Source organism: Providencia sp. PROV129 (assembly GCF_028482245.1).
GTDB lineage: Bacteria > Pseudomonadota > Gammaproteobacteria > Enterobacterales > Enterobacteriaceae > Providencia > Providencia vermicola.
Window position 1 is genome coordinate 59,669 of sequence record NZ_JAMPQD010000012.1, and the last position, 19,133, is coordinate 78,801.

16 protein-coding genes and 1 pseudogene are annotated in these 19,133 nt (G+C 42.3%); 12 read left to right on the forward strand and 5 right to left on the reverse strand.

The window, feature by feature from the left end:
- Positions 1-184 precede the first annotated feature (184 nt).
- The 5 genes from PSF27_RS09390 to trpS all read left to right on the forward strand — a co-directional run bounded on the left by PSF27_RS09390 (position 185) and on the right by trpS (position 4,519).
- Positions 185-1,093: an SPOR domain-containing protein gene (locus tag PSF27_RS09390; RefSeq protein WP_272681357.1), complete on the forward strand. Its 909-nt coding sequence runs from the start codon at positions 185-187 to the stop codon at positions 1,091-1,093.
- Between the two features lie 82 nt (positions 1,094-1,175).
- A complete protein-coding gene (gene dam, locus PSF27_RS09395) occupies positions 1,176-2,078 on the forward strand; it encodes an adenine-specific DNA-methyltransferase (RefSeq protein WP_206085207.1) in 903 nt (300 codons plus the stop codon).
- Between the two features lie 15 nt (positions 2,079-2,093).
- Positions 2,094-2,768, forward strand: coding sequence for a ribulose-phosphate 3-epimerase (gene rpe, locus PSF27_RS09400; protein ID WP_206085208.1), 675 nt, complete (start codon positions 2,094-2,096; stop codon positions 2,766-2,768).
- Complete coding sequence (locus tag PSF27_RS09405; protein ID WP_206085209.1) at positions 2,765-3,457, forward strand: phosphoglycolate phosphatase; 693 nt, start codon at positions 2,765-2,767, stop codon at positions 3,455-3,457. Before rpe ends, PSF27_RS09405 begins: the two co-directional genes overlap by 4 nt.
- An 18-nt stretch (positions 3,458-3,475) precedes the next feature.
- Positions 3,476-4,519 (forward strand): tryptophan--tRNA ligase, encoded by a 1,044-nt coding sequence (gene trpS, locus PSF27_RS09410; RefSeq protein WP_206085210.1) that lies wholly within the window; start codon positions 3,476-3,478, stop codon positions 4,517-4,519.
- 215 nt (positions 4,520-4,734) lie between these two features.
- Here the strand turns inward: trpS and PSF27_RS09415 are convergent, their stop codons facing one another.
- Positions 4,735-5,412, reverse strand: a complete 678-nt coding sequence (locus PSF27_RS09415) for a hydrolase (protein WP_272574370.1) — start codon at positions 5,410-5,412, stop codon at positions 4,735-4,737.
- Between the two features lie 265 nt (positions 5,413-5,677).
- Between PSF27_RS09415 and PSF27_RS09420 the strand changes: the two genes are divergently transcribed.
- Positions 5,678-6,553 (forward strand): pirin family protein, encoded by an 876-nt coding sequence (locus tag PSF27_RS09420; RefSeq protein ID WP_272681358.1) that lies wholly within the window; start codon positions 5,678-5,680, stop codon positions 6,551-6,553.
- Positions 6,554-6,596: 43 nt separating this feature from the next.
- Here the strand turns inward: PSF27_RS09420 and PSF27_RS09425 are convergent, their stop codons facing one another.
- Positions 6,597-7,502, reverse strand: coding sequence for a LysR substrate-binding domain-containing protein (locus PSF27_RS09425; RefSeq protein ID WP_206085213.1), 906 nt, complete (start codon positions 7,500-7,502; stop codon positions 6,597-6,599).
- 171 nt (positions 7,503-7,673) lie between these two features.
- On the opposite strand from PSF27_RS09425, the gene PSF27_RS09430 reads away from it, so the two are divergent.
- Positions 7,674-9,359, forward strand: a complete 1,686-nt coding sequence (locus tag PSF27_RS09430) for an ABC transporter ATP-binding protein (protein WP_272681359.1) — start codon at positions 7,674-7,676, stop codon at positions 9,357-9,359.
- Positions 9,352-10,980 carry an ATP-binding cassette domain-containing protein gene (locus tag PSF27_RS09435; RefSeq protein WP_272681360.1) on the forward strand — a complete coding sequence of 543 codons (1,629 nt, stop codon included), beginning with the start codon at positions 9,352-9,354 and terminating at the stop codon, positions 10,978-10,980. The genes PSF27_RS09430 and PSF27_RS09435 overlap by 8 nt, the downstream gene beginning before the upstream one ends.
- Here PSF27_RS09435 and yiiM read toward each other — a convergent pair.
- Together yiiM and sodA are read right to left on the reverse strand one after the other, a co-directional pair.
- Entirely contained in the window at positions 10,977-11,657 is a 681-nt protein-coding gene (gene yiiM, locus PSF27_RS09440; protein ID WP_272681361.1) for a 6-hydroxyaminopurine reductase, read from the reverse strand. The genes PSF27_RS09435 and yiiM overlap by 4 nt on opposite strands.
- A gap of 142 nt (positions 11,658-11,799) precedes the next feature.
- The gene (gene sodA / locus PSF27_RS09445) at positions 11,800-12,426 is read right to left on the reverse strand and encodes a superoxide dismutase [Mn] (protein ID WP_206085217.1); all 627 of its coding nucleotides are present in this window, start codon (positions 12,424-12,426) and stop codon (positions 11,800-11,802) included.
- A gap of 418 nt (positions 12,427-12,844) precedes the next feature.
- On the opposite strand from sodA, the gene acs reads away from it, so the two are divergent.
- From acs to tnpA, 4 genes and pseudogenes are all read left to right on the forward strand, one after another.
- Positions 12,845-14,800, forward strand: a complete 1,956-nt coding sequence (gene acs / locus PSF27_RS09450) for an acetate--CoA ligase (protein ID WP_272538843.1) — start codon at positions 12,845-12,847, stop codon at positions 14,798-14,800.
- Positions 14,801-14,995: 195 nt separating this feature from the next.
- A complete protein-coding gene (locus PSF27_RS09455; RefSeq protein ID WP_206085219.1) occupies positions 14,996-15,307 on the forward strand; it encodes a DUF485 domain-containing protein in 312 nt (103 codons plus the stop codon).
- Positions 15,304-16,953: a cation/acetate symporter ActP gene (gene actP / locus PSF27_RS09460; RefSeq protein ID WP_206085220.1), complete on the forward strand. Its 1,650-nt coding sequence runs from the start codon at positions 15,304-15,306 to the stop codon at positions 16,951-16,953. Before PSF27_RS09455 ends, actP begins: the two co-directional genes overlap by 4 nt.
- Before the next feature lie 76 nt (positions 16,954-17,029).
- A pseudogene (tnpA, locus tag PSF27_RS09465) lies at positions 17,030-17,472 on the forward strand (IS200/IS605 family transposase).
- 219 nt (positions 17,473-17,691) lie between these two features.
- Here tnpA and PSF27_RS09470 read toward each other — a convergent pair.
- Entirely contained in the window at positions 17,692-18,120 is a 429-nt protein-coding gene (locus PSF27_RS09470; protein WP_206085221.1) for a hypothetical protein, read from the reverse strand.
- Between the last annotated feature and the right edge of the window lie 1,013 nt (positions 18,121-19,133).

Genomic DNA, 19,133 nt, shown 5'->3' on the forward strand with positions numbered 1-19,133 from the left:
GTATGCCTACGCCTCTACACGAACTTCAAAAAAGCATACAAAAAATACCATTCGGGTTAGTATGGTATCGTGAAAGAATCTATGCTTTAAAAGTGAGCAATAAAGCTCTATTTGGTCGTTATAGGTTGTACTGATAAGAGACATTTTATCTCTACTATGGGCAAATTTTATTCGGGAGAGGAAAATGGACGAATTTAAACCAGATAACCAGCCACAAGGTCAAAATGACCTTAGGCCAGATACATCAGATAGGCCAACAGGGCGTTCTCGTCAATCGACGGCTGTAAAACCAAAAATTGCCTTATCACGCCAGCACATCATGATTGGTGTCGGTGTACTTGTTTTATTACTACTGATTATTGCCATCAGTTCTGCATTAAAAGCCCCGACAGAACACGAACGTCAGCAAACAACCAGTAATAATAGTGGGCAAAACATTGATTTATCGGGTTCTTCCTCGTTGACTAATTCTCAAGGTCAAACCCAGCAAGGACAAGCCCAAGAAATTACGGGTTCACAAATCACACCAACCCCAACCCAAGGTGAGCGCCAAACGCAGCCAAATGGTTTAGGTGAGCGAATCGAAATTCCAGGTGATGTTGTTGACGCCTTAAACCAAGGCCAGGTCTCTACACCAGACACAACGCAGCCACAGAATGTGACACCACTGAACCCACCTATTATGAAGCCTGTTGAGCAACAGCCAACGGTAAAACCTGTGGCACCAGAAAGAACACCGCCTAAAACGGTAGAGCCGAAACAACCCGCTCAACCGAAGCAACCTACAAAAGCCGCTGCAACGACCAATAATCAAAGCAGTAATGTTATGTCTGCACCTGCTGGAAGCTATACGCTTCAATTAAGTAGCGCCAGCCGTTCAGACACATTAGAAGCTTTTGCAAAAGAAAACAAACTTGCCAACTACAAAGTTTATAAAACTATTCGTAATGGGCAAACTTGGTATGTTCTTATTCACGGTAACTATAATTCAGTCACTGACGCAAAAAATGCAATAGGGACATTACCTGCTGCTGTTCAAGCGAAAAAACCGTGGGTGAGAAATATGAAACAAGTCAAACAGGATCAAAAATAACAACGTTTTCCCCCGGGCGCATTATGTTGTCCTGACAGAGTAGAAATGCAGTTACTCTAAACGATTGTAATAATAAGACGGCATGAAAAAAAAACGCGCTTTTTTAAAATGGGCTGGGGGTAAATACCCCCTAGTGGAAGAAATTAAAAAACACCTTCCACTAGGCGATTGCTTAATTGAGCCTTTTGTTGGTGCAGGGTCAGTGTTTTTGAATACCAGTTATAATTCATACATACTGGCAGACATCAACAGTGACCTCATCAATCTCTATAATACAGTTAAACACCGAACTGACTTTTTTATTGAAGAAGCCCAGCGCATCTTCACACCTGAATTTAATACCTCAGAACAGTATTATTTGATGCGCGAAGCGTTTAATAACTCCGATGATACGGAAAAGCGCAGCGTGCTTTTTTTATACTTAAATCGCCACTGTTATAATGGTTTATGCCGTTATAATTCAAAGGGTGAATTTAACGTGCCTTTTGGCCGCTATAAAAAACCCTACTTCCCCAAAGAAGAACTTTTGTGGTTTGCCGAAAAAGCGCAACAAGCCACCTTTATCACCCAGCACTATGGTGAAACCTTGTTAAATGCAAGGGAGGGCTCCGTCATATATTGCGATCCCCCTTATGCACCACTGTCTGAGACCGCTAATTTTACGGCTTACCACACCAATTCATTTAGTGCGCTAGAACAACAAAATTTGGCGATTTTGGCACATAAACTATCAACAGAAAGCAAAATCCCTGTGTTGATATCAAATCATGATACCCCCTCAACCAGAGAGTGGTATCATCAAGCTCAATTGCATATTGTTAAAGTACGTCGCACCATTAGTAGAAATATATTAAACCGTAGTAAAGTCAATGAATTACTGGCTTTATATACGAATGAACTTAATAGCCTTTCTCCTAGAAAAACGAATAAGAAAAAAACGCAACAACCTGTACCTAGCGCTGAATGGCTCTCAGATAACGACTAATACTCGGAGACAATAATGAAAAACTTCCTCATTGCCCCATCTATTTTATCTGCTGACTTTGCCCGTTTAGGCGAAGATACCGCCAAGGTTCTCGCGGCAGGTGCAGATATCGTGCATTTTGATGTTATGGATAACCATTATGTTCCTAATCTGACTTTTGGTGCGCCGATTTGTAAGGCATTGCGTGATTACGGTATTACCGCACCAATTGATGTGCATTTGATGGTAAAACCTGTCGACAGAATCATTCCTGATTTCGCAAAAGCAGGAGCAACACACATTAGCTTTCACCCTGAAGCCAGCGATCACGTTGACCGTTCCTTGCAATTAATCAGAGAAAGCGGCTGTACAGCGGGCCTGGTATTTAATCCAGCAACCCCTCTGAGCTACCTTGATTATGTAATGGACAAAGTAGACATGATTTTACTGATGTCGGTTAACCCGGGCTTTGGTGGCCAATCCTTTATCCCACAAACCCTCAATAAATTGCGCCAAGTCCGTAAATTAATTGATGAAAGTGGTTATGATATTCGTTTGGAAGTCGATGGCGGAGTGAAAGTGAATAATATCGCAGAGATTGCCGCAGCGGGTGCCGACACGTTTGTCGCAGGCTCGGCTATTTTCGATCAACCAGATTACAAAACCGTTATCGATGCAATGCGTGTTGAATTACAAAAGGTATCTCAATGACTCAAGTTGTATTAGAGAATATCAAAGCCGTTGCTTTCGATTTAGATGGAACCCTTGTTGACAGTGCAGGTGGCTTAGCAGAAGCCATCGACAACATGCTAAACGATTTTGGTTTCCCCCCTGCGGGCAAAGAACGCGTCTCAGTTTGGGTTGGTAATGGTGTCGATGTCTTAGTTGAACGGGCGCTCACTTGGGCTAATGCCACCATCACCCCTGATTTGCAAAAACAAGCTCGCCAAAGCTTTGATAAATATTATGCCGTGTCTGTCACAACAGGCAGCGAGTTGTTTCCTGAAGTCAGAGAAACGCTCGAACAGTTGGCAAAACATGGGCTACCAATGGGAATTGTGACAAACAAAGCAACTCCCTTCATTGCCCCACTGCTAAAAAAACTGAATATCGACCACTATTTCTCCCTTGTGCTAGGCAGCGATGATGTTAAAGCCTTAAAACCGCACCCTGCTCCCCTTTATTTAACAATGGGGATTTTCGGTTTACGCAAAGAAGAATTGCTTTTTGTCGGTGATTCCCGTAATGATATTATCGCAGCGCGAAACGCTGAATGCCCGTGTGTCGGTCTGACCTACGGTTATAACTATGGTGAATCTATTGCATTGACTGAACCTGACTGCGTGTTAACCCATTTTTCAGGCCTATTACCTGCAATCGGTTTATCTGAAATAAAATAAGCAAGGACATAATTTAAAATGAGCACTCCCACTGAAAAACTAAAGCAATCCCAGAAACCTATCGTATTCAGCGGCGCACAGCCTTCCGGTGAATTAACCATCGGTAACTACATGGGTGCATTACGTCAGTGGGTACAGATGCAAGATGATTTTGACTGCATTTACTGTATCGTTGACCAACACGCAATCACCGTTCGCCAAGACCCAGTCGAACTGCGTAAAAGAACCCTCGATACCCTTGCGCTCTATTTAGCCTGTGGCATTGACCCGAAAAAAAGTACTATTTTCGTGCAGTCCCATGTGCCACAACACGCACAGCTCAGCTGGGCACTGAATTGCTACACTTATTTCGGCGAATTAAGCCGTATGACGCAGTTCAAAGACAAATCAGCGCGCCATGCCGAAAACATCAACGCAGGTTTATTTGATTACCCCGTATTGATGGCGGCGGACATTTTGATTTACCAAACTAATCAAGTACCTGTTGGTATCGACCAGAAACAGCACCTCGAACTGAGCCGCGATATCGCACAGCGTTTCAATGCCATTTATGGTGATATTTTCACAGTTCCAGATCCGTTCATCCCAACAGGTGGCGGTGCACGTGTCATGGCACTGCAAGATCCCACCAAGAAAATGTCCAAGTCTGATGACAACCGCAATAACGTCATTGCACTACTTGAAGACCCAAAATCGGTTGTGAAGAAAATCAAACGTGCCATGACAGACTCTGAAGAGCCGCCTCGCATTCGTTATGATTTAGAAAACAAACCTGGTGTTTCCAACTTGCTGGATATCATGGCGGGTGTGACAGGTAAGAAAATTGCAGAATTAGAGGCAGAATTTGAAGGTCAAATGTACGGTCATCTTAAAGGTGCCGTTGCAGAAGCGGTATCTGAGATGCTGACAGGCTTACAGGCGCGTTACCATGAGTTCCGTGATAACGAAGCATTGCTGAACCAAATTATGGATGAAGGTGCCACCAAAGCCGCTGCTCGTGCACAGGAAACCTTGGACAAAGTGTACGAAGCGATTGGCTTTGTAAAACGTCCTCAGCTGTAGTATTCACCGTTTAAATCGGGATCAATGGGGGAAACTATTCCCCCATGTTTATAAGCGCATTAAATACATCATTAGATATTTATGAAATTAATGATGTGCTTATTACACAACTTCGACAGATTAAAGGTCGAATACAATTGCAAATAGCCCGCCTTTATCATTCATAAAGGCGGGCTGATTTAATTTTGTGAGCTAAATATGGGTGTCATCGCGCACTAACGTTCTGAATCTAATTGTTCATTATTTTTCAAAACGTCCTGCGCTTTGCTGTAGCTTTCGATCAGCAATTGATAAGCAGGGAAAATTTGTGTGTACGCCATCGCCCATTCCGCCGCGTCTTCACGGTTCCAAGTTCTTTGCAACTCAGATGCAACTGCCGCCGTATCCATCGGTACTACACCTGCTTGAACCACGCGCGCTAACGTAATTTCTTGCGCCATTTTGCTGTAAGTGCCTGATGCATCAATCACAACAAAAACTTGATAGCCATCCATCACTGCACTAATAGCAGGGAAAGCCATACAAACACTGGTGATGGTGCCTGCAATTATCAGCTGTTTTTTGCCTGTCGCTTTCACAGCTGCAACAAATTCAGGGTTGTCCCACGCATTGATTTCACCACGACGCGCAATATATTGGGCATGTGGTGCATTTTGGTGAATTTCAGGGATCAGAGGACCATTTGGGCCTTGTGGTACAGAAGCCGTAGTAATCACTGGAATTTTTGCCAGTGAAGCCATTTTGGCAAGAACCGCGGCGCGAGCACGCAATTCAGTCATCGGCATATCACCGACAGTTTGAAAAAGCCCGCTTTGGTGATCAATTAATAACATCACTGCATCATCTGGGTTAATAACAGGACGCTGACCATTAAAATTCGCTGGAATACTCATAATAAAGCCTCTCAATCGATGAAGTAAGAAATCTATTTAGAATGAAAAATAGAACGATACTCGCTCTTTTTTCGTGTTATTTAGATTAATTCATCGATTTTAGGCTGAGTAGTCCGAGTTTTGATAAACACTATTCTATAAATAGAACAATACCCCTAACCCTTATTGTTCCTTTATTAGAACAATGAAACCTATTTTTGCTACTACTCGACGTTTTACCACTGCTTTATGATTGGCTCATCAAAACAGAATTAGGAGTCTCACCATGAAAAAAATTATTGGCATCTATCAATCTCCACGGAGCCATTGGGTTGGTGATGGTTTCCCTGTTCGCTCAATGTTTAGCTACAGCAACCACGGGAAATACCTAAACCCTTTCTTACTACTCGATAGAGCGGGGCCATTTGCATTCCCAAGCTCAGATGCCGCGAATCGTGGCGTCGGTGAACACCCACACCGTGGGTTTGAAACGGTCACGATTGTCTATGATGGGGAAGTCGCTCACCACGATTCTATTGGGGAAGGTGGCGTCATTGGCCCAGGGGATGTTCAGTGGATGACGGCAGCATCGGGTATTTTGCACCAAGAATACCAGTCTGATGACTTTATGAAAAAAGGCGGTACCCTTGATATGGTGCAATTGTGGGTCAATTTGCCTGCAAAAGACAAATCTGCCGCACCTGGCTACCAGCTACTGGAAAGCCAAACGATGCCGAACGTCACGCTGCCCAATGACGCAGGCACACTGCGCGTTATCGCAGGGGATTACTTAGGTCATAAAGGGGCAGCAAAAACCTTTACCCCATTAGATGTCTGGGATTTACAGCTCAATAAAGGCAAAACAGTTGGTATTCAGACTAAATCTGGTCGTAATGTAGGTTTAGTGATGCTACGTGGCTCGATATTTGTTGATGGGCATTCTGCCTTAAATGAAGGCGAGCTGATGATCCTTGATGATACGCAGAGCAACATTGTGTTAGAAGCAACAGAAGACGCATTGGTGTTGCTATTAAGCGGCGACCCTATTGATGAACCTGTTGTTGGTTATGGCCCATTTGTTATGAATAGCATGGAAGAAATTAATGAAGCCGTAAATGACTTCAACAGTGGTAAATTTGGTCGTATTCCTGAAACGCAATAAATAACGCATTATCCCTCGGTAGCACTAGGCTATCGGGGGATTTTTATTTCACTAACGGTGAAATATTATCTGCTAAATAATTTAATAATAATTGGATTGATGGCAGTAACCCTTTACGTGACGGATAAACAGCATGAATAATATCTTCAGGGAAACGCCATTCAGGCAACACTTCCACCAGCTCCCCCGACGCAATTTCCTTTTCCACCACCCCATAAGGTAATCTCGCAATACCAACACCTTTCAACGCCGCACGGTACAAGGTCAACACGTCAGTTGTGGCCAATTTAGGGGTGAAATGCTGCGTAAAGCTGAGATCATCGCTATTTTTTAAGGTCAGTGTGTAATTCTGTGAATGTTCTGTATTCGCCAAAATAGGGTAATCCACCAGCTTTTCAGGCTCAACGGGTGCACCTTGCTCTGCAAATAATTGTGGACTAGCCACCAATATTCGCCGTGAATACCCCAATACTTTCATCATTAGTCCTGAATCATCTAACGGTAATGAACGCACGCGAAGGGCTAAATCCAGCCCTTCACTAATGACATCGACGGGGCGGTTAACGGCTAAAATCTGTATATCGATATCAGGGTATTGCACCATAAAATCAATAAGTAATTCGTTGAGATAAACTTGTAATAACGCAACTGGGCACGATAGCTTTATCGTGCCTTTAGGGTGTGACTGAACAGAACAAATCAATTCATGGGCAACTTCCGCTTCATCCACCACATTTTTACACTGCTGGTAAAATACTTGCCCCACTTCCGTGACATGAAACTGGCGAGTAGACCGGTAAATTAATGAAACATTGAGCTTTTGTTCTAAATCGGCAATACGTCGGCTCAGCTTGGATTTTGGGATCCCTAATGCTAAACCTGCTTGGGAAAAGCCGCCATGTTCGACCACTTTGACGTAGTAATAGAGGTCATTTAAATCATATTGCATCTTACTTTCCCCAATCCTCTTGCGATGTCATTTCGTTATCTTACTCAAAACACAGGAAACGTCACTCTTTTCTGCCCTGCAAACAAAACAAATAGTCTGGTCAGCAAAACAACTAAATCCCTTAAATAAAGCGAAATAAATTACAGTGATAGATTCGCTATGGAGGTTTATATGTACCGCGCACTTTGGACATTGCTTCGTCCCTACCGCTCAATTTTACTGGTTGCTGTGATTTTACAAGCCATCGCAGGTCTTTGCTCTCTCATACCATGGGTAGCCATCAGCCAAATTGCCGTATCACCCGTTCATCAATATATCCACTGGGTCATTATCGCCTGCATTGGGGGAATAAGCTGGTTAATTTGCCAAACGCTCGCCATGTACCTCACTCACCAAACAGACAACCGTTTGTGCCACCAGCTTCAATTACAACTAATTGATAAAATAGGAAAATTACCCTTAAATCACTTCACCCAGCAAGGGAGAGAGGGTATTTCACAGGTGATTGACCATGATGTGCGCTATCTCCACCAATTAACGGCTCACGCGCCTGCCGATCTCACCAAACTGATGATCGTACCCGTTGTTGCCATACTCATTTTGCTCTGGCAAAACGTATTACTCACACTTTTTTGCCTTACCCCTTTAGTTGCCGCAGTTTTTTTGTTCCGCACAATGCAAGCACCACGCTACCAACACTTATATACCGCTCGCAATGAAACCATAAGGCACCTCTATAGCCAATATGCTGAATTAGCCGATAACCCTTTACTCGCTAGGCAATACCCAAACCAAGGGATACAAAAACGAGCATCACTCGCACTGAAAGATTTTGAAACCGCTTTTATGCGTTGGATTGGTAAAATTGGTGCATTAAGTTCACTCACCCAAATCGGTATCAGTGCCACCTTACTGTCTTTCTGGGTTGTTTTGGGGGCGATATTGCTTCCCAGCCCCATTTCACTCGCGCAAGTTATTCTATTTATTTTATTAATACAAAGCATAGCTACACCCGTTGCAGCTATGGGGCACGGTGCTGATGCATTAAACCTTGCGGTCAGTGCCTCACAACGTATTGAAAAATTATTGCATGAGCCTGAAATGCACTACGGCAAAAAAACGCTCGATACTATAGCTTGCCACCTCCAACTGACTCAAGTTAGCGTTGTACTTAGTGACAAAACCCTTTTATCTCAAGTTGATATCGATATTGCTAATGGTGAACTCATCATAATAGTCGGGCCTTCGGGTGCAGGAAAAAGTACATTATTACAGCTCATGGCTCGTTTTTTAGACCCTTCACAAGGTACTGTTTTATTTAACCAAATACCGTTACCTGAACTCTCGTTAACCGCGTTAAATCAACAAGTTGCCATTGTAATGCAAAACCCGCAGCCAATGCCCTGCTCACTAAGGGAAAACTTACAGCTTTTCGCCCCTCACGCCACAGAAAGTGACATGAACCACTACCTTGAAGCCCTCAATTTATTGCCACTGGTGCAACAATCCCCTAAAGGCCTCGATAGTGTGATTGGAAAAGAGATGCCGTTATCGGGAGGAGAATCTCAGCGGCTCGCCATTGCCCGAGCTTTATTATCTCCTGCACCATTATTGCTGTTCGATGAACCCACCTCTGCATTAGACCCACAAAATGCTCAACGAGTATTGTCACTACTGCAATCTGACGCGAGAACTTGCGTATTAGTGACTCATCATCTAGGCAGCTTAAACCTCGCTAATCGAGTCTTGCTTCTGAAAGAAGGCCAGCTAATTGCCCAAGGTACCCACGAAGACTTAGCAAATACATCAATGGATTATCAGCAATTACTGCGTGCTTTGGAGGAAAACCATGCTTAAATCCTTATTGTATACGGTGCGCAGCGCCATTTTTTGGATGGTATTTGCGACTATTTTAGATGGGATCTGCGGGTTATTACTGGTATATGTTATTTTCAGTTGGTCATCAGACATCATAGTACCGACGACTTTACTGACGGTATGCAGTCTGATGTCCGTCATGATCACCTTTATTGCCACCCAAAAAGGCTATTTAGCGGGGGGATTAGTGATGCGCTACCTTGCTAACGCGTTAATTCGCCACTTACCCTTGTCATTACAGCCAATAAAAAATGTCAATCACCTAGTGGCTGGGCCTGTTTCACACATTATGTCAGTTCCCGCTCATTTATTGCATCCCATAATTAGCGGACTAATCACGCCATTTACTGTCGTATTGGGCGTATTTCTCTACCAACCTATTTTTGGATGCATACTTTTATTTGTTGGGTTGGTTTTATTATTTACCTTACGCCTTTGCGGACAAAAAATGGCTTTTTTTGAGCAACAAACCCATACATCTGAACAAGATGTTATTCGCCAACTCGACCAATTTGCGCTCCACCAGCCGCTAATCCGGCGAGCTGGGGTAAGCCAGATACAACACCAACAACTCACCTGTGCATTAACGTCACAGTACCAAACACAAAAACAATTACAGCGCCAAAGTTTGCCATTCCATTTACTATTTTCAGGCACTATACAAGTCATTTTTATCGCTTTATTTTATTTAGGTATTCAAGAAATGAACCAGGGTGACATGCCATTGAGCTTATGGTTAGCTGGGATGGTGTTATTAGCACGGTTTATTGAACCTCTTTGGCTTCTTTCGCATTTAAATCAATCAGTAAGACAAGCAAAACAATCGATTAAACAGGTCGAATCCGCATTGATTACCCCTGAATTAACGTTTCCCTATCGAGACCCTGCACCTGAAAGTAACGATATCCGTTGCCACCAATTATCTTTCTATAATGATGAAAAGAAACGAATTTTAAATAATCTTACTGTCAATTTTACTCATAATACTTTCACAGCCATCGTTGGCCCATCTGGCGCAGGGAAAAGCACACTCTTAAGCTTACTCGCTCGTCTGCAAGATCCGACTCAGGGTGCCGTCAGTTACGGTAATAAAAACCTGATGGAGTTATCCCAAGAAGCATTATGTTCAAAGCGGGGGGTTTTATTGCAAAACAGCGCGCTATTTCGCGGTAATGTACGCCAAAACCTAACATTAGAAGAGCCTAATATTGATGACCGAGAGGTTAACACTCTGCTTTCACTGTTAAATTTTGAGGATATTCCTGATTTTTTAAACCGAGACGTCGGCGCGAGTGGTATGGCACTTTCAGGTGGGCAAAAACAGCGTCTATGTATTGCACGGCTACTTCTTCGCCATCCAGACATCATTTTAATGGATGAACCAACAGCAAGCCTTGATAACATCAATACTGCGTCAGTGATTGAACTCATTACTCAGGCCACACAACAAACACGTATTGTCGTCACCCATCACCCTCACCTTGCGTGTTTAGCAGATAACATCGTGTATATGGAAGATGGAGAGATTATTGCTCAAGGTAGCCATGCGGAACTTATGACTGGTACGCCTTGGTACCAGCAATTTATCGGTCACTCCTAACTCCGTTTACCAAATAAACGGTGGCTAAATTCTTCAATACGATGATTATCGAGGCGGTTTTGCATCGTTAGGCTCCAACTGGCAGATAACCCCGCTGCACTGAGGAGTCTATGATATAGCTGTTCATCATAAGGGGCGTGAAATGCAATCATTATCGCCTCTTGTACTGAAACCTCACTGTTGCGGCTCAATAGGGTTATTGGTGAATTAGCACTGACATTCCCCGTTTTAATTACGCGATATAACCACCCACAACGGCCGTTGTCTTGCATGATTTGAGCGAAGTTTTCCACACCAGTTAGGCCGTTGAGCTTATAGCAAGGAGAGCGGGGTTGAGTAACCTGAATTCGCGCATCTCCCCATTCATAGATATCGCCAATAAATACATTCTCTTCGGTCATTCCCATCGTGGATATATTTTCACCAAATGTTGATGCCATAAACAAATCGTCTTGTTCAGGATACGCATTTAGCCAAAATTCATAATGGTCACGAGGATAGTGGCATAGCGCTCTATCAGGCCCGCCATGAAAACGTGTTTCTGCTTGCTCATCGCCCTCTAACCCAAGCTGTCCCAACGCCAATAACCCATCTACCGCATGTTTATGAATCGCACTTCGACCGCAAGATTGCGTTGCTTGGACTTTACCGATAAAGACTTGGGGTAAGAATGACATGGGCGGCGCTCTCCACATAAATTGGTGACGAAGCCCTTATCATAAAGAATGCCAATCGAGATAACAATCAAATGGACAGGAAATAAAAAAGGCGCAGCACCATCGATGCTACGCCCACTTGTGACTTAATTAAAAAGTCTAATTATTTAGCTTTTGCTGCAAAACGTGCCGCTGCTTCGTCCCAGTTAACCACTGACCAGAACGCTTTGATGTAATCAGGACGACGGTTTTGGAATTTCAGGTAATATGCATGTTCCCACACATCTAAACCAATGATTGGGTAGCCTGAAGCGCCAGAAATCGCTTCACCCATTAATGGGCTGTCTTGGTTAGCAGTTGATACAACGGCTAATTTACCATCATCTTTCAGAACCAGCCACGCCCAACCAGAACCAAAGCGAGTTGCTGCGGCTTTCTCAAATAGCTCTTTGAATGCATCAACGCTACCAAAATCACGCTCGATAGCCGCTTTCAGGTCGCCTTTCAATTCAGTGTTTAATTTCAAACCTTTCCAGAACATGCTGTGGTTTGAGTGGCCACCCGCATTGTTACGCACAAAAGTACGTTGATCAGCTGGAATTTGGTCTAATTTTTGAATGAGAACATCAATATCAAGACCTGCTAATTCAGGTAATTTTTCTAACGCCGTGTTGGTGTTAGTCACATAGGTTTGATGGTGCTTAGTGTGGTGGATTTCCATGGTTTGCTTGTCAAAATGTGGTTCCAACGCATCATAAGCATAAGGTAAAGCTGGTAATGTATAACTCATTTTATTGTCTCCAGTGACGTAAATACCACTATGTTTCTCATTTTCACCACAAGGTTCATAGGGTATGGCACTTGCGTAGTTTCGCACCTTGTGAATTTCTTTCTATTATAGTTATTTTACTGTTAATGAAAATCATTATCAAACCCATGTTAAAATTGTGGTCTTTTGCATTCCCTATGAGAATTAGTTTATACAGTAACTAATACCAATATCTGCACGATTTATTTTTCTTTACATCCAACAATTTCAATATTTTTAGGTTAATATTTCAATATGGGATTTAGCATCAAATGATAATCCTGCAAATCTCATTACAATTAATACGTGATCTTCCGCGCAAAAGAAAAACAAATTTATATTTCGTGCTTTAGTTAACTATTTTTTGACATAGTATTAACATCTGCAAGGAGATAATAATATGACTCAAATAACTAAACATCCCGTTCCTGCTGAAATTGCAAAAAATGCCCTGATTACAGAACAACAGTATAACGATGAGTACCGACGTTCGATTCAAGACCCTGAAGGATTTTGGGGCGAAAAAGGAAAAATCGTTGATTGGATTAAACCATATACCCGTGTCAAAAATACCTCTTTTGACCCTGGTCATATTGATATCCGCTGGTTTGAAGATGGCACTTTAAATTTAAGTGCAAACTGCTTGGATCGCCACCTGGCTGAAAAAGGCGATCAAGTAGCGATTATTTGGGAAGGCGATGATCCTTCATCGTCAAAAAATGTCACTTACCGCGAACTGCATCATGATGTGAGCCAGTTTGCGAACGTCTTAAAGAAACAAGGCATCCGCAAAGGGGATGTCGTGGCGATTTACATGCCAATGGTCGTCGAAGCGGCGGTCGCCATGCTAGCGTGTGCACGTATTGGTGCTATCCATACAGTCATTTTTGCGGGCTTCTCTCCTGAGGCGGTCTCTGGTCGCGTTATTGACTGTAAAGCGAAGCTGATTATCACCGCAGATGAAGGCTTACGCGCAGGGCGTGCGATTCCATTGAAGAAAAATGTGGATGACGCACTAGCCAACCCGCAAGTCACTACTGTTGCGAATGTCATTGTCTACCAACGCACAGGCAATGTTCCAAGCTGGGTAGAAGGACGCGACTTATGGTGGCATGATGTCACTCAAGGCGTTAGCGCTGATTGCCCACCAGAGGAAATGAGCGCGGAAGATCCGTTGTTCATTCTGTATACCTCTGGCTCAACAGGCAAACCCAAAGGGGTTCTTCACACCACTGGCGGTTATCTGGTTTATGCCACACTCACATTTAAATATACCTTTGACTACCATCCAGGTGAAGTCTACTGGTGTACTGCGGATGTAGGCTGGGTAACGGGTCATAGCTACTTACTCTATGGGCCATTATCCAATGGCGCAAAAACCGTGATGTTTGAGGGTGTGCCAAATTACCCATCCGTTAATCGAATGAGTCAGGTCGTTGATAAGCACCAAGTCAATATTCTTTATACCGCACCAACCGCTATCCGTGCATTAATGGCGGAAGGCGACAAAGCGATTGAAGGTACCGACCGTAGTTCATTACGTATTCTTGGTTCTGTTGGCGAGCCAATTAACCCTGAAGCATGGGAATGGTTCTACAAGAAAATTGGTAACAGCCGTTGCCCTGTGGTCGATACATGGTGGCAAACCGAAACGGGTGGTTTTATGATCACGCCGCTGCCAGGCGCAACGATGTTAAAACCAGGTTCCGCTACATTACCTTTCTTTGGTGTCCGTCCTGCACTCGTGGATAACCTCGGTGAACCTATCGACGGGGCAACCGAAGGCAACTTAGTCATTGTCGATTCATGGCCAGGTCAAGCCCGTACTTTATTTGGCGATCACGAACGCTTCGAGCAAACCTATTTCTCTACCTTTAAAGGCATGTACTTTAGTGGGGATGGTGCTCGTCGTGATGAAGATGGTTATTACTGGATCACAGGCCGCGTTGACGATGTATTGAATATCTCAGGTCACCGTTTAGGAACCGCAGAGATTGAATCCGCCCTCGTCTCACATCCAAAAGTAGCAGAGGCCGCTGTGGTTGGTATCCCTCATAATATTAAAGGGCAGGCAATCTATGCCTATGTCACATTAATATCGGGAGTTGAACCCTCTCCTGAGCTGTACACCGAAGTTCGTAATTGGGTACGTAAAGAAATAGGCCCAATCGCAACGCCAGATGTTCTTCACTGGACGGATTCTTTGCCGAAAACCCGTTCTGGTAAAATCATGCGCCGTATCCTACGAAAAATTGCATCAGGGGACACCAGCAACTTTGGAGACACCTCCACGCTGGCAGATCCAGGTGTTGTCGAAAAACTACTCGAAGAAAAACAGTCTATGAGTATGTCATAACGCCAAAAGGCCAACTCATAGAGGCGGCCTTACATACATCCCAACAAGATGGTTTACTCTAAATAATTCGAGGTGCAGCTAGGCGACAAGCGAACAAATCACGAGGAGCATGCATAAGTATGTGACTCGTGTGAGTGAGTGAAGTCAACAAAGCTGCAACTTGAAGTATGACGAGTATAACAGAGGAGAACTCTGATGAATGCTACTGCTTACGAAAAGGTAGAGGATAACCCTCGCTTCAAAGAACTGGTTAGAAAACGTAGTCGCTTTTCATGGTTGTTATCAGTAATAACGCTTGTCCTGTATGTTGGTTTTATTTTTCTTATCGCTTTTGACCCTAGCTGGTTAGGTACACCAATTGCGGAAGGTTCATATATCACTAGGGGGATCCCTGTGGGTGTTGGACTGATCGTCATTTCGTTTGTGTTAACTGGGCTATACGTTATCCGTGCTAATGGTGAATACGACCGTTTAACGACCGAAATTTTAAAAGAGGTAGAAAAATGAAATCTTTGCTCTCACTCATTCTCTTTTTTACCTCATCAATGGCATTTTCCGATGCATTGACAGGGGATGTTGAACGTCAGCCTGTCAATATTCAAGCTATTGTGATGTTCTTGTTGTTCGTCGGATTTACGTTATATATCACTTATTGGGCGTCGAAAAGAACGCGTTCTCGCTCTGATTACTATACAGCAGGTGGGAAAATTACAGGCTTCCAAAATGGGATGGCAATTGCTGGGGACTTTATGTCCGCCGCCTCCTTCTTAGGGATCTCTGCGCTGGTTTATACTTCTGGTTATGATGGGCTGATCTACTCAATTGGTTTCTTAATTGGCTGGCCGATCATTCTATTCTTAATTGCTGAACGCTTACGTAATTTAGGTCGATACACTTTCGCAGACGTTGCATCCTATCGACTAAAACAAAGACCGATTCGAATTTTATCTGCAGTAGGCTCACTGGTCGTCGTCGCACTCTATCTCATTGCCCAAATGGTAGGTGCTGGTAAATTAATCGAATTATTATTCGGTCTAAATTACCATGTTGCTGTTGTGATTGTCGGTATCTTGATGGTGCTATATGTCCTGTTTGGTGGAATGTTAGCGACCACATGGGTGCAAATCATCAAAGCAATTTTATTATTAGCGGGTGCCACATTCATGGCCGTAATGGTCATGAAGCACGTCGGCTTTAACTTTAATACCTTATTTAAAGAAGCCGTTGCCGTTCATAAAAATGGCATTGCTATTATGAGCCCAGGAGGACTCGTTTCCGACCCAATATCTGCTTTATCACTCGGCTTAGCCTTGATGTTCGGTACGGCAGGTCTTCCTCATATTATTATGCGCTTCTTCACAGTTAGTGATGCAAAAGAAGCCCGTAAGAGCGTGTTCTATGCAACAGGATTTATCGGTTACTTCTACATATTAACCTTCATTATTGGTTTCGGTGCGATTGTCCTTGTCAGCTCAAACCCTGCATTTAAAGATGCAGCAGGCGCGCTGATTGGCGGTACCAATATGGCAGCAGTTCACCTTGCTGATGCCGTTGGTGGTAACTTCTTCCTTGGCTTTATTTCTGCAGTTGCTTTCGCCACTATCCTTGCGGTTGTTGCAGGTTTAACGCTTGCTGGTGCTTCAGCGGTATCTCATGACCTTTATGCGATGGCAATGAAGAATGGTAAAGCAGACGAAAAAGACGAATTACGCGTCTCAAAAATTACAGTCGTGATCTTAGGTTTTGTTGCAATTGGCCTAGGTATTTTGTTTGAAAAACAAAACATTGCCTTCATGGTTGGTTTGGCATTTTCCATTGCAGCCAGTTGTAACTTTCCGATTATTTTACTGTCCATGTACTGGCGCAAACTCACCACTCGCGGTGCATTAGCAGGCGGTTGGTTCGGGTTAATTACCGCGGTTGTCTTGATGATTTTAGGACCAACCATCTGGGTCAGTATCCTTCATCATGAAAAACCAATCTATCCTTATGAATACCCTGCTATTTTCTCCATGGCTGTTGCTTTCATTGCTTCATGGTTATTCTCTGTGACTGATAATTCAGAACAAGGAAAAATGGAAAGAGAACGCTTTAAAGAGCAGTTTATTCGCTCACAAATTGGTTTGGGTATCGAACAAGGTAAATCACACTAGCATCACCTAATTGCCACCCAAAACGGCTCAGAATATCGAGCCGTTTTTTTATTTAAGGCTTTAACCAGTTTAGTGGCTGTGTAAATACCATATCGTCTTTTCGCCGAAATTCAGACAGAAAGTGATTTTTAATAATATTCGCTCAAGAGCAGGTGAGATTTTACGAGACCTTTGTAAGTATAAAGGCGTTGAAATAATCGAAGGCCATCTGATGCCAGATCATGTTCATATGCTAGTCAGTATCCCCCTAAGCTAAGTGTTTCAAGCTTTATGGGGTATTTGAAGGGTAAAAGTTCATTGATGATCTTTGATAGACATGCGAATTTAAAATATCAATTTGGCAATAGGAAGTTTTGGTCAGAAGGCTACTATGTAAGTACGGTAGGGCTAAATGAAGCAACAATTCAGAAGTATATCAAAGAGCAAGAAAAGCCAGATTTAATCTCAGATAAACTGAGTACGAAAGAGCATATAGACCCCTCAAGGGTAAAAGACAAAGTAACAAGGACACACAACTAGAAGCGTCATTTAGACGCTGTCGGTAACAAGCCTTTATAGGCCTAGAGCAAACTACTCTCTATGTAGGTGGTTATAATTTTGTCCTTACCTCTTTAAGTTTATAGCCTGAATAAAATCCATAGTAAGTTCACCAAAGCAAAAAAAATCCTTCTTTCTACATAGAGAAGAGAAGGATATTGATAATATTTAAGGACTTATTTTTGTTTTCGTTATTCGTTGTTATCTTGCGTAGTGTTGTCTTTCTACATCAGCCCAATTTTCTACAAGTGAATAAAACTCAACCGAATTTGTTTTTCTCTCTTCTTGTAATTTTTTAAATTCTTGTTTATTTTTCGGCGTATAACGAGAAAGTAATTGGTCTAATACAACATGTTTATCTGCAAATAGGGAACCTAATTTTAGCATTTTAAACAATGCTACTGTGATAATCCCACTGATTGCTAACATACCCACAACGGACGCAAAACTATACTCAATTCCAAGGAAGCCTCTCGCAGCATTTAGCAGTAAAAAGGGTACAAAAAACATCACTAATAAAGAAAGAATCGTTGCACCATCTTGGCCATTGTTAAATTCTTTCTCTTTCTGATTATTCACAGAAAGGATTTGATCAAAAATTTTATGGTTAGCGCTTTTTGTTTTATTCATGTGATCCACCTTTGGTACAGAGGTTTTGTTTACAAGAAATACAACGCATAAGAAGGTATAACTTGCTTAGTCGGTCTATCTTTCGTATCAGAACGCGAGTTTCTTTCCTTTGAGAATTTCATTTATAAGCAAACTTCATCGATAACATGATAACTAGATACACCATTAACGACTTTGAATCAGTATAAATGTAAGTAAATGAAACATCAATTTAACAATTTTTATATAAAAAAATAAACAATTGCCTGCTTTTTTACTCAATATTCGCTCACAGAATAAGGTTTTATCATATGAGTAAAATTGATTAATATTCTTTTATTTATTGATTTTTATAGCTTTACCGTTTAAAAAATGGACATTTCTGACCTATTAATTAAAACCATAAAAACCATAAAATTGATAAATATTATATAACGGGATCAGAACAAACAAGCCAGATAATTACGTTAAGTCATTATTATTTTTAATAGATCATAATTTATCTATTACTAATGAGATAAAAAGTAGCCGTAAATGAAAGCCACCTATCTTTTAACCTACCTACTCCATAAATAGATTTATCGCTATAGCGACTATCTATGCATAGACGCAATCAATTGAATGGTAAAAAGCAGAATAAAAGCGTGGGAACAATAAGCAATGTGATAACCCCTGTTAATTGCTAAGCCGATTATTGATTAACGATGATAAAAAGAGTTATAGATAACAAATTAATTGCTAAGTGAACTACGGATTGGCTTATAACTAGCTGACGAGGGGCTTTGTCGCTTCATCTCCATACTTTACCAGCGTTGAAAAAGACAGAGCCAACAATAGGAATCCCCGCTAATCTTTATCAAATCCACTTACGCAGCACAGTATCATCAAAAACACGTTAATTGCTGAGTGGATTATTGATTAACTTATGGCTTTTGAGTCTCTTCCTCTTTCAACCATAAAAATAGCGGGCAGAGTGTAAACAAAGCGAAGCATACTGAACGGCTCAACCACCGTAAACAGCATCATTTTTATTT